The 11,764-nt window shown below is 70.1% G+C and carries 10 protein-coding genes; 7 read left to right on the plus strand and 3 right to left on the minus strand.

Annotated elements, in window-relative coordinates:
* Window positions 1-69: 69 nt before the first annotated feature.
* Entirely contained in the window at window positions 70-669 is a 600-nt protein-coding gene (locus AB0M83_RS47125) for a QsdR family transcriptional regulator (protein WP_364528880.1), read from the minus strand.
* 83 nt (window positions 670-752) lie between these two features.
* Between AB0M83_RS47125 and AB0M83_RS47130 the strand changes: the two genes are divergently transcribed.
* The gene (locus tag AB0M83_RS47130) at window positions 753-1,385 is read left to right on the plus strand and encodes a DsbA family oxidoreductase (RefSeq protein ID WP_364528903.1); all 633 of its coding nucleotides are present in this window, start codon (window positions 753-755) and stop codon (window positions 1,383-1,385) included.
* On the opposite strand, the gene AB0M83_RS47135 is transcribed toward AB0M83_RS47130, so the two are convergent.
* The gene (locus tag AB0M83_RS47135; RefSeq protein WP_364528883.1) at window positions 1,363-1,545 is read right to left on the minus strand and encodes a hypothetical protein; all 183 of its coding nucleotides are present in this window, start codon (window positions 1,543-1,545) and stop codon (window positions 1,363-1,365) included. The two genes, AB0M83_RS47130 and AB0M83_RS47135, sit on opposite strands and share 23 nt — an antisense overlap.
* 554 nt (window positions 1,546-2,099) lie before the next feature.
* Window positions 2,100-3,086, minus strand: coding sequence for a LacI family DNA-binding transcriptional regulator (locus AB0M83_RS47140; protein ID WP_364528886.1), 987 nt, complete (start codon window positions 3,084-3,086; stop codon window positions 2,100-2,102).
* 127 nt (window positions 3,087-3,213) lie between these two features.
* Between AB0M83_RS47140 and AB0M83_RS47145 the strand changes: the two genes are divergently transcribed.
* The 6 genes from AB0M83_RS47145 (at window position 3,214) to AB0M83_RS47170 (ending at window position 11,656) form a co-directional block, all read left to right on the plus strand.
* Complete coding sequence (locus AB0M83_RS47145) at window positions 3,214-4,143, plus strand: sugar ABC transporter permease (RefSeq protein WP_364528889.1); 930 nt, start codon at window positions 3,214-3,216, stop codon at window positions 4,141-4,143.
* 70 nt (window positions 4,144-4,213) lie between these two features.
* Entirely contained in the window at window positions 4,214-5,023 is an 810-nt protein-coding gene (locus tag AB0M83_RS47150) for a carbohydrate ABC transporter permease (protein ID WP_364528906.1), read from the plus strand.
* A 29-nt stretch (window positions 5,024-5,052) separates the two neighbouring features.
* The gene (locus AB0M83_RS47155; RefSeq protein WP_364528892.1) at window positions 5,053-6,396 is read left to right on the plus strand and encodes a sugar ABC transporter substrate-binding protein; all 1,344 of its coding nucleotides are present in this window, start codon (window positions 5,053-5,055) and stop codon (window positions 6,394-6,396) included.
* Window positions 6,393-7,931 (plus strand): alpha-L-arabinofuranosidase C-terminal domain-containing protein, encoded by a 1,539-nt coding sequence (locus tag AB0M83_RS47160; RefSeq protein ID WP_364528895.1) that lies wholly within the window; start codon window positions 6,393-6,395, stop codon window positions 7,929-7,931. The genes AB0M83_RS47155 and AB0M83_RS47160 overlap by 4 nt, the downstream gene beginning before the upstream one ends.
* Window positions 7,924-9,666: a glycoside hydrolase family 35 protein gene (locus AB0M83_RS47165; protein ID WP_364528897.1), complete on the plus strand. Its 1,743-nt coding sequence runs from the start codon at window positions 7,924-7,926 to the stop codon at window positions 9,664-9,666. Before AB0M83_RS47160 ends, AB0M83_RS47165 begins: the two co-directional genes overlap by 8 nt.
* A gap of 34 nt (window positions 9,667-9,700) precedes the next feature.
* Entirely contained in the window at window positions 9,701-11,656 is a 1,956-nt protein-coding gene (locus AB0M83_RS47170; RefSeq protein ID WP_364528900.1) for an RICIN domain-containing protein, read from the plus strand.
* The last annotated feature ends 108 nt before the right edge of the window (window positions 11,657-11,764 follow it).

Here is an 11,764-nt window from a genome sequence, read left to right on the forward strand (position 1 = left end):
ATATTCCGATCTGTCCCCCGGGTCTAAGGCCGCACTTTCATATGAAAGTGCGGCCTTCGACAGCGGCGGTCAGCGGTCCGAGGCCGGCTTCAACGCTCCGCCCACCAGCGTGTCCAGCAACGTCGTCGCGACCTTCAGGTCCACCGTCCGCGCCGCCAGCACGTCCGAGTACAGGAACGACTCGCCCAGCCGCACCACCGCGAACGCCAGGTCCGGCAACCCGACCAGGGGCGTCAAGCCCGCCGCCGATGCGTCCGCGCGGAACAGCTCCACGTGCGCGTCGACCAGGGCCGGCTGGACCGCGCCGCGCGGGTCGGTCAGCACCCTCAGCGCCACCGCCGACTCCGCCTCGATCAGCTTGCGCATCCCCTCGTTGGCCGCGACCTCGCGCCGGTACTCCTCCATCACCCACAGGCACCGCAGCCGGCCCGCGGGGGTGCGGACCGCGTCGCCGTGGGAGTCGCGCCAGCTGTCGAGGGCCCGTTGCCACGTGCGGTCGGAGAGCAGCCGCAGCCCCGCGCCCATCAGGTCGTCGCGGTTGCCGACGCGGCGGAAGAACGTCGTGCGGGAAATCCCGAGCTCCGCCGCCATCCGGCCGAGGTCGAGGCGGGTACCGGCGAACAGCAGCCGCGCCGCGTGGCGGACGATTTCGTCGGTCGAGACGGTCACCGGCTCACCCTATCGGCAGGTCGCCGACGGTTACTTTGAAGTGCGTGCCCCCGCGCGGTTAGCGTGGTGGCGTGCGCGTAGACATCTGGTCCGATCTCGTCTGTCCCTGGTGCTATCTCGGCAAGCGCCGCTTCGAGCAGGCGGTCGCCGAGCTCGGCGCCGACGTCGAGGTCGTGCACCACTCGTTCCAGCTCGACCCGTCCTTCCCACGCGGGACTTCCCGGCCGACGCGTGAGGTGCTGTCCGAAAAGTACGGCCGGACGCTCGAAGAAGCCGACGCGATGGAAGCGCAGATGGAACAGCGCGCGGCCGCCGACGGTCTCGAGTACCACCTCGACGGCGTCCACATGGGAAACACCGTCGACGGCCACCGCCTGGTGCACCTGGCCGGCGAGCGCGGACTGGCCGACGCCGTCGTCGATCGCTTCTACCGCGCGCACTTCACCGAACGACGGTCGTTGTTCGACCGCGACTCGCTGGTGGAACTGGCGGCCGAAGCCGGGCTCGATGCCGCCGAGGCCCGCGCGGTGCTCGAGTCGGACGCCTACGAAGCCGAAGTCGCGGCGGACGGCGAACAGGCGCGGGCACTCGGCGCGACCGGGGTGCCGTTCTTCGTGATCGACGAGCGGTTCGGCGTCGCCGGCGCGCAGTCACCCGAGGTGTTCACCCAGGTGCTGCGCCGCGCGGCGGAGGTCAGCGGCGCCGCCGCCGGCTGAACCGCGAACGGTCGGTCGCGACGCCGGCCAGGTGCAGGGCGACGCACAGCAGGCCGGCGGTGGTGAGCGTGGTGGTGGTGATGATCGGGCCGAGGCCGAACCCGGCCAGCTCCATCAGGAGGGCGAGCCCGAAGAGCACGGCGGCGAGGATGGCGAGCATGACGCCTCGTTTCTGCAGCGGTGGGCCGAATGGTCCACACCACTGCGACATTCGCGGAACCGGCGGTCCCGGCTGGGTGGCCAGTAATGCCCGCGGTCCGGTGTAGTCAAACAGGACAAGCCGGCTCGCGTGCCGGGAGGGCCGGCCGACGTGCTCGACGTGCTGGACGTGCCGACGGCCGGGGGAGTCGGTCCGCGTGCCGGAAGGGTCGGCTGGCGTGCTTGGGGAGTCGGCTGGCGTGCTTGGAGAGTCGACTCGCGTACCTGGGCGGTCGGCTCGCGTACCTGGGGAGTCGGCTGGCGTGCCTAGAGAGTCGACTCGTGTACCTGGGCGGTCGGCTTGTGTTCCTGGACGGTCGGCTGGCGTGCCGGGAGAGTCGACTCGCGTGCCTGGGGAGTCGGCTCGCGTACCTGGGCGGTCGGCTCGCGTACCTGGAGGGTCGGCTCACCTCCAGGGCCGCCGGCTGCGAAATGCTCGCCGCGTGGCGCCGCCCCCCGTCTTCCATTCTGCCGGTGGGCACCGACAGTTTTGGCGCTTGAGAGCGGCGGGCGAGGTCAGGCTGGTGGGGGTGCCGTGCTCGAACGGAGGACCAGCTCCGTCGGCACCGTCACCGGCTCGCCCACCTCCGCTCCTGTCTCGATCTCCGCCAGCAGCGCCGAAACCGCGTGGTGGCCGACCGCTTCGAACGACTGGCGGATCGTCGTCAGCGGGGGCCAGAAGCACGCCGACTCCTCCATGTCGTCGAACCCCACCACGCTCACCTCGTCCGGTACGCGACGTCCTGTTTCGTGCAATGCCCGCAACAGCCCCAACGCCATCTGGTCGTTCGCCACGAACACCGCCGTCACCGACGGATCGGCGGCCAGCTGCAACCCCACCTCATATCCCGACGCCGGGGACCAGTCGCCGACGAACACCGGCGGGACGTACGCGCCCGCCAGTTCCAACGTCGCTCGCCAGGACTTGCGGCGGCGCTCGGCCGAGTACGACTGGGGCGGCCCCGCGATGTGCCACACCGTCGCGTGCCCCAGCTCCAGCAGGTGGCGGGTCGCCGTGGCGGCGCCGTCGGCCTGGTCGGTGTCGACCACCGGGTAGTCGTACCGCGCGCTCGAGTCGATCACCACCACCGGGAGCCCGTGCGGCAGCTCGATTTCGCTCTGGTCGAGCTGGTGCTGCTCGATCAGGATGATCACGCCGTCGACGGCCTGCTCGTTCAGCTTGCTGAACGCCCCCGTCACCTCGCCCTGCGTCGGGCGCGTCACCGGCATCAGGATGATCGAGAACCCCTCCGGGACGACCGCCGCCGCGATGGCGTCGAGCGTGCGGCTGTTGCCGAACGTCGGCAGCGCCGAAATGATCACGCCGATGCTGCGGAACTTGCCGTTGCGGAGTGCGCGCGCCGCGCTGTTGGGGCGGTAGCCGATCCGGCGCATCGCGGCGAGGACGCGCTCGCGGGTGGCGTCGTCCACATTGGTCTTGCCGTTCGCTACGCGGGACACCGTCTGGCCGGACACGCCCGCCTCGCGCGCGACGTCCGCCATCGACGGTCCACGACGGGGGGATGCAGCCGGCACGAGTGTCTCCTCGGGTGTCCTGGACATGTTTACGTCAACACGTTACCCTCCGACCGTCCATGTTGACGTAAACATCTGCAACACCGGAGAGACGATGACGTCCACAGCGGCTCCGCCCGTCCCGGCGCCGGCCCGCCCGGCACCGCCGGTCCGCCGACCGCGGCGGAACTGGCGAGGCTGGCTCTTCGTCGCTCCCTTCATGCTCGTGTTCGCGCTGACGTTCATCGCGCCGGTCGTCTACGCGTTCGTGCTCAGCCTCTTCCGCGACCAGGCCTTCTTCGGTGGCACGGTGTTCGTCGGCGCCGACAACTACGCGCAGGTGCTCGCCGACCCGAAGTTCTGGGAGTCCTTCCAGCGGGTGCTGGTGTTCCTCGCCGTGCAGGTGCCGATCATGCTGCTGCTCGCGCTGGTCGCGGCCCTGGCGATCGACAGCGCCCGGCTGCACGCCGCCGGGTTCTTCCGGATCGTGATCTTCCTGCCGTACGCGGTGCCCGCCGTGGTCGCCACGCTGATGTGGGGCTTCATCTACGGCGACCACTTCGGACTGGCCGCGGACCTGAACCACCTGCTCGGCACCGACGCGGTGAAGCCGCTTTCGCAGAACTGGCTGCTCACCTCGATCGGCAACGTCGTCACCTGGGAGTTCGTCGGCTACAACATGCTGATCTTCTACTCCGCGCTGAAGGTGATCCCCACCGAGCTGTTCGAGGCGGCCGCGATCGACGGCGCCGGCACGTTCCGCGTGATCCGGTCGGTCAAGCTCCCCGCGATCCGCGGCGCCATCGTGATCGCCACGATCTTCTCGATCATCGGCAGCTTCCAGCTGTTCAACGAGCCGAACATCATGCGCAACCTGGTGCCGAACGTCATCGGCACCTTCTACACGCCCAACATGTACGCCTACAACCTCTCCTTCGCGGGCCAGCAGTACAACTACTCCGCCACGGTCGCGATCGTGATGGGCGTGATCACCGCGATCATCGCCTACGTCGTGCAGCTGCGCGGCTCCCGGAAGGGGATGTGACGTGGCCGCTGTTGCGACGAAAACGCTCTCGGTGACGCGGCCCCGCAAGTCGCGCACGCTCACCGCCGTCATGGCGCTGTACCTGGTCTACACGCTGGTTCCGCTGGCGTGGCTGGTGATCAACGCGTCCAAGACGCAGCCGGCGCTGTTCTCGACGTCCGGCCTGTCCTTCGGCGGCCCGTTCGCGCTCTTCGACAACATCGCGCAGACGTTCACCTACAACGACGGGATCTTCTTCCGCTGGCTGGGGAACACCCTGCTCTACGTCGTCGTCGGCGCCGGCGGCGCGACGATCCTCGCCACGGCGGCGGGCTACGGCCTGGCCAAGTACCGCTTCCCCGGCCGCCGCGCGGTGTTCGCGATCGTCCTCGGCGCGGTGGCCGTCCCCACGACGGCGCTGGCCGTGCCGACGTTCCTGATGTTCAGCAAGCTCGGGCTGACGAACACGCCCCTGTCCGTCATCATCCCGTCGCTGATCAGCCCGTTCGGCCTCTACCTGATCTGGGTCTACGCCGCCGACGCCATCCCGGACGAGCTGATGGAGGCGGCGCGGATCGACGGCGCGGGCGAGCTCCGGATCTTCTTCACCGTGACACTGCGCCAGCTGGCCCCCGGGATCGTCACGGTCGCGCTGTTCACGATGGTGCAGACCTGGAACAACTACTTCCTGCCGCTGATCATGCTCAGCGAACCGAAGTGGTACCCGCTGACCGTCGGGCTCAACCAGTGGAGCGCGCAGGCCAACGGCGCCGGCGCCCAGCCGATCTTCAACCTGGTGCTCACCGGGTCGCTGCTCACCATCATCCCCCTCGTCATCGCTTTCCTGTTCATGCAACGGTTCTGGCAATCGGGACTGAGCGCGGGGAGCGTCAAGCAATGAGCCGTCACACCGTCGTGAAGGGACACTCGATGTCACGCATCCGCAGTCGCGCCAGGGCGTTCGCCGCCGTGGCGCTCGCCGCCGCTCTCGCGGTCGGCTGTTCGTCCGGGGGCTCCACGGCCGGGCCCGCGGCCGTCACCGGCACCCAGGACTCCGTCGACGCCGCGCTCAAGGCGGGCGGGTCGATCACGTACTGGAGCTGGACCCCGTCGGCCAAGGACCAGGTCGCCGCGTTCGAGAAGCAATACCCGAACGTCAAGGTCAACTACGTCAACGCCGGGACGAACAAGGACGAGTACACCAAGCTGCAGAACGCGATCAAGGCCGGCTCCGGCGCGCCGGACGTCGCGCAGATCGAGTACTACGCCCTCCCGCAGTTCGCGCTGACCGATTCACTGGTCGACCTGAATCAGTACGGCTTCGGGTCATTCGAAAAGGACTACAGCGCCTCGACGTGGGCCCAGGTCAAGAGCGCCAACGGGGTCTACGGCCTGCCGCAGGACTCCGGCCCGATGGCGCTGTTCTACAACAAGGAAGTCTTCGACAAGAACGCCATCGCCGTGCCGAAGACGTGGGAGGAGTACATCGCCGCGGCGAAGAAGCTGCACGCCGCCGATCCCACGAAGTACATCACCTCGGACACCGGTGACCCCGGCTTCGCGCTGAGCATGATCTGGCAGGCCGGCGGGCACCCGATCGGCGTCGACGGCCGGAACGTGAAGGTGAACTTCGCCGACGCGGGCACCAAGAAGTGGACCGCGATGTGGGACCAGCTGATCCAGGGCAAGCTGCTCGCCCCGGTCAAGGAGTGGTCCGACGACTGGTTCCGCGCCCTCGGTGACGGCACCATCTCGTCCCTGGTCACCGGCGCCTGGATGCCCGGCAACTTCATCTCCTCGGTGCCCGGGGGCAGCGGCAAGTGGGCCGTCGCGCCGATGCCGACCTACGACGGGCAGAAGGCGGTCACCGCCGAGAACGGCGGCAGCACGCAGTCGGTGCTCAAGCAGAGCAAGAACCCGGCGCTGGCCGCGGCGTTCGTGCGCTGGCTCAACCACGACGGCGGCGTCCAGCCGTTCATCAAGAGCGGCGGCTTCCCGTCCACCACGGCCGACCTGACCTCGCCCGCGTTCGTCGACCAGGCGGTGCCGTACTTCGGCGGCCAGAAGATCAACCAGGTGCTGACCCAGGCGTCGAAGGACGTCGCGCCGGGCTGGACCTACCTGCCGTACCAGACCTACGCCAACAGCGTCTTCAGCGACACCGCTGGCAAGGCCTACCTGAACGGCACCGGGCTCGACGCCGGGCTGGCGGCCTGGCAGCAGGCGATCGTCGACTACGGCAACCAGCAGGGCTTCACGGTCAGCGCCGGATGACCGTCCACATCGAAGGTGACGCCGCCGAGGTGATCGGCCCGGTCCCCCGTCGCCTCTTCGGCTCGTTCGTCGAGCACATGGGCCGGTCCGTCTACACGGGACTGTACGAACCAGGACACTCCACAGCGGACGAACGCGGGTTCCGCGGCGACGTCCTGGAGCTGGTCCGCGAGCTCGGGCCGACCGTGGTCCGCTACCCCGGCGGCAACTTCGTCTCGAGCTACCGCTGGGAAGACGGCGTCGGGCCGGATCGCCCGGCCCGGCTCGACCCCGCCTGGCACAGCGTCGAGTCCAACCGCTTCGGCCTGCACGAGTTCGCCGCGTGGGCCGAAGCGGCGGGGACCGAGGTGATGTACGCCGTCAACCTCGGTACCCGCGGTATCCAGGAAGCCGCCGACGTCCTGGAGTACTGCAACCACCCGGGCGGCACGGAACTGAGCGAGCGGCGGCGCGCGAACGGCGCCGACCGCCCGTTCGGCTTCAAGCTCTGGTGCCTGGGCAACGAGATGGACGGCCCGTGGCAGATCGGCCACAAGACGGCCGGCGAGTACGGCCGCCTGGCCGCGGAGACCGCCCGGGTCATGCGGATGATCGACCCGGACGTCGAACTGGTCGTGGCCGGCAGCTCCCACGCCGACATGCCGACGTTCGGCGAGTGGGAGCGCACGGTGCTGCGCCACACCGCGGACCTCGTCGACCACATCTCGCTGCACGCCTACTACCAGGAACTGCACGGCGACACCGACAGCTACCTCGCCAGCGGCGCCGCGCTGGACCGCTACATCCGCACGACGGCGGGGATCATCGACGAGACCCTCGCCGAACTGGGCCTCGAGAAGAAGATCGGGATCAGCGTCGACGAGTGGAACGTCTGGGACCTGCGCCGCTGGAACGAGGTCGACCAGGCGCGGCTCGCCGAGGGCGGCTGGCGCGAACACCCGCGGATCATCGAGGACACCTACACGGTCACCGACGCGGTCGTCGTCGGCTCGCTGCTGAGCACCCTGCTGCGCAACGTCGACCGCGTCACGATGGCCAGCCAGGCGCAGCTGGTGAACGTCATCGCGCCGATCCGGACCGAGCCCGGCGGCCCGGCCTGGCGCCAGGCGACGTTCCACCCGTTCCGGCAGGTGGCCGCGCTGGCGAGCGGGGCGAGCCTGCGGCTGACCGTCGAGGGCGAGAGCCTGCGCACCGCACAGCACGGCGAGGTCGACCTCGTGGACGTCGCCGCGACGGCCGAGGAATCCGGGCGTGGCGCGGTGTTCCTCACCAACCGGGCCACGGCGTCGCCGACCGAGGTCCGGATCCGCCTGCGCGGCGCGCGGTACGGCGTGTACGCCGCCGAAACCCTGACCACACCCGAAGGCGAGACGCGCCACGCCGTCAACGCCGCCGACGCACAACCGGTCCGGCCGGTGCCCCTGCCGGGCACCGCCGTGACGTCCGACCCCGGGGGGACGACCATCACCGTGACACTGCCACCCCTGTCCTGGACCGTGCTCCAGCTGTCCCCGGAGGCGGGCGGCCATGCCTGAGTTCGTCATCGGGGAGACCGACTTCCTGCTCGACGGCCGGCCGTTCCGGATCCTTTCCGGTGCCCTGCACTACTTCCGCGTGCACCCGGACCTGTGGGCCGACCGGATCGACAAGGCCCGGCGGATGGGCCTGAACACCATCGAGACGTACGTCCCGTGGAACGCGCACGCCCCCTCGCCGGGCGAGTTCGACCTCTCCGGCGGGCTCGACCTCGACCGGTTCCTGCGGCTCGTCGCCGACGCCGGCATGTACGCGATCGTGCGGCCCGGCCCGTACATCTGCGCGGAGTGGGACAACGGCGGCCTGCCGGCGTGGCTGTTCCGCGACCCGTCGGTCGGGGTCCGCCGGTACGAGCCGAAGTACCTCGACGCCGTGCGCGAATACCTCACGCGCGTCTACGAAGTCGTGGTGCCGCACCAGATCGACCGCGGTGGGCCGGTGCTGCTCGTCCAGGTCGAGAACGAGTACGGCGCGTTCGGCGACGACAAGCGGTACCTGCGGGCGCTGGCCGAGCACACGCGGGCCTCCGGGATCACCGTGCCACTGACCACGGTGGACCAGCCGGACATGCTCGAAGCGGGAAGCCTGGACGGGCTGCACCGCACCGCGTCCTTCGGCTCGAACGCCGAGGCGCGGCTCGCGATCCTGCGCGCGCACCAACCCACCGGGCCGCTGATGTGCAGCGAGTTCTGGAACGGCTGGTTCGACCACTGGGGCGCCCACCACCACACGACGTCGGCCGCGGACGCGGCGGCCGAACTCGACGCGCTGCTCGCCGCGGGCGCGTCGGTCAACCTGTACATGTTCCACGGGGGCACCAACTTCGGGCTCACCAGCGGCGCGAACGACAAGGGCGTCTACCAGCCGCTGGTCACCTCCTACGACTACGACGCGCCGCTGGACGAAGCCGGCGACCCGACGCCGAAGTACCACGCCTTCCGCGACGTGATCGCGCGCTACCACAAGGTGCCGGACTCCGTTCCGCCGCCGGCCCGGCCCGCACCGGCTTTCGAGGCCGTGCTGCGTGACCCCGTCCGGCTGCTCGACGCCCCGGACCGCTGGGGCGCCTGGGAGTTCCACGAGGACCTGCCCGCGTTCGACGACCTGACGCCGATGCCGCGGATCGCCCTGCTGCGCACGACCGTCTCGGGTGACCGGCCGGGCGTCCTGGCGTTCGGCGAGGTCCGCGACCGCGCGACGGTGTTCTTCGACGGCGCCCCGATCGGCACGCTGCTGCGCGAGCACCACGACCGCGCGCTCGCGCTGCCGCGGGCGAACGGCGAACTGCTGGTGCTGGTCGAGGACCAGGGCCGCGTCGACTACGGCCCGCGGATCGGCGAAGCCAAGGGCATCATCGGCGGCGCGACGCTGCACGGCGAGCCGGTGGCCGGCTGGGAAGTGCTGCCCCTGGATCTGGGGGCGCTGCCCGAGCCGGTGACATCGTCCACTGTAGAGGGTCCGGTGGCCGGGCCCGTGCTCCTGCGCGCGTCGTTCGAGGCCGAGGCGTCCGCGGACCTCTTCCTCGACACCGGCGAGTGGGGCAAGGGTCTCGCGTGGCTCAACGGGTTCCCGCTCGGCCGGTACTGGCGGCGCGGGCCGCAGCGGACGTTGTACGTGCCGGGGCCGGTCGTCCGCGCGGGGGCCAACGAACTCGCCGTGCTCGAACTGGACACGATGCTCGACCCGGCGGCCCGGTTCGTGCCGCGGCCGCTGCTGGGACACACCGAGGCCTGAGGAAGTCCCCACCGGAACGAAGGGCAGTTCGACGATGAACCGCTTGCTCACCGTCCTTTGTGTACCCCTCGTCGCACTGGGAGTCGTGGCCGCACCGGCGGCCGCGGCCACCACCGTGACCGTGAAGCCCGACCCGACGTACCGCCAGCAGCCGTTCGAAGGCTGGGGCTCGAGCCTCGCGTGGATGGCCGAGGCGACCGGCGGCTACCCCGACGCGGTCCGCACCAAGCTGGCCGACCTCGTCTTCGGTCCCGACGGGCTGAACCTGAACATCGCCCGGTTCAACATCGGCGGTGGCAACGCCCCGGACGTCCCGGCGTACCTGCGTCCGGGCGGTGCCGTGCCGGGCTGGTGGAAGGCACCGGCCGGGACCACGCGGGCCGACAAGGACTGGTGGACACCCGGGGATCCCGCCGAGTTCGACGCCGCCGCCGACCCGAACCAGCGCTGGTGGGTGGACCGCATCAAGAAGCGCATCACCAAGTGGGAGGCCTTCAGCAACTCGCCGCCGTACTTCCAGACCGTGTCGGGGTACGTCTCGGGTGGCTTCAACGCGACCGACGAGCAACTGCGTCCGGACAAGATCGGCGACTTCACGGCGTACCTGGCGCAGGTGGTGCGGACCCTGGAACGCGCGCACGGCATCAAGTTCGCTTCGGTGAACCCGCTGAACGAGCCCAACACGAACTACTGGAAGACGACCCTCGGCGCCGACGGGAACCCGGCCGGCGGCCGGCAGGAGGGCGCGCACATCGGGCCGTCGGTGCAGTCGCAGCTGATCCCGGCGATGGCCGCGGCGCTGCCCGGGAAGGTGGTTTCCGCGCCCGACGAAACCAACCCGGACATCTTCGCCGCGGACTGGAACGGCTGGACTCCGGCGGCGCGCGCGGCGGCCGGGCGGCTGAACGTGCACACCTACGGCACCGGCAACCGGCCGATCCCGCGCGACATCGCCAAGGGCGCGGCGAAGCCGTTGTGGATGAGCGAGGTCGGCGGCAGCTGGCTCGACCGGCAGGACTTCACCAGCATGGACCCGGGGCTCGGGCTGGCCGGCCAGATCACCGACGACCTGCGGCTGCTCGAGCCGAGCGCGTGGGTGAGCTGGCAGCCGATCGAGGACTACGACAACATGAAGCCCGGCGGGGAGTCCGCGGCCGGGATGAACTGGGGCGAGATCCAGGTTCCGTTCGGCTGCAAGACGTCCGACTGTCCTATCCGGACCAACACGAAGTTCGACACGATGCGGAACTTCACCCACTACATCCGCCCGGGTGACCGGCTGATCGCGTCGAACGACACCGCCTCGACGGCCGCGATGCGCGGCGACGCCCTGTCTTCGGTGGTCCACGTCAACTCGGGCACGGTGGAGCAGGACGTCACGCTGGACCTGTCCGGGTTCGGGTGCGTCCGGCCGGGCGCGTCGGTGACGCCGGTCGTCACCGACGTCACCGGTGCGTTGCGGCGGGGCAAGCCGGTGCGGGTGACGTCGGCCCATGCGACGCTGCGGGTCCCGGCGCGCTCGGTGACGACATTCCTGGTCGACGGCGTCTCGTCGGCTCTCGCGGGCACGGGACTGGGCTCGGGAAAGCCGTTCACGTTCACCGGCGTGCAGAGCGGCAAGTCACTGTCGGCGGAGGACGGCTCGCTGGTCCAGCGCACGACGGACGCATCGACGGCCGCGCAGCGCTGGACGCTGACCGACCGCACGGGCCGCTACGGCAACCGCGACCGGTTCACGATCTCGTCCGTGGGGACGGGCCAGGTGCTCAGCACGGCGGGCGGAGCGGTGACGCTGACCCCGCCCGGAACGGCCGACGCGGCCGCGCAGTGGACGGTGTCGACCACGGGCGACGGAACGTGGACGTTCGTCAACGCGGCGGACGGGCAGCTACTGGACGTCACCGGCGAGTCCCGCGACGACGGCGCGCGGATCGGCCTGTACCGGCCGACGAACGGCCCGAACCAGCGCTGGCAGGCCGTCACCCGCTGACCAGGGTGCGCCCCATTGAGGTTTTCTCAGTAGGGCTGAGTGGGGTGCGTGTTATCCCCAGATCAGACGTGGGGCCACTGGTAGGACTGAGTTTGCGAAGACCAAGCC

It is taken from the genome of Amycolatopsis sp. NPDC051106 (assembly GCF_040682775.1).
GTDB lineage: Bacteria > Actinomycetota > Actinomycetes > Mycobacteriales > Pseudonocardiaceae > Amycolatopsis.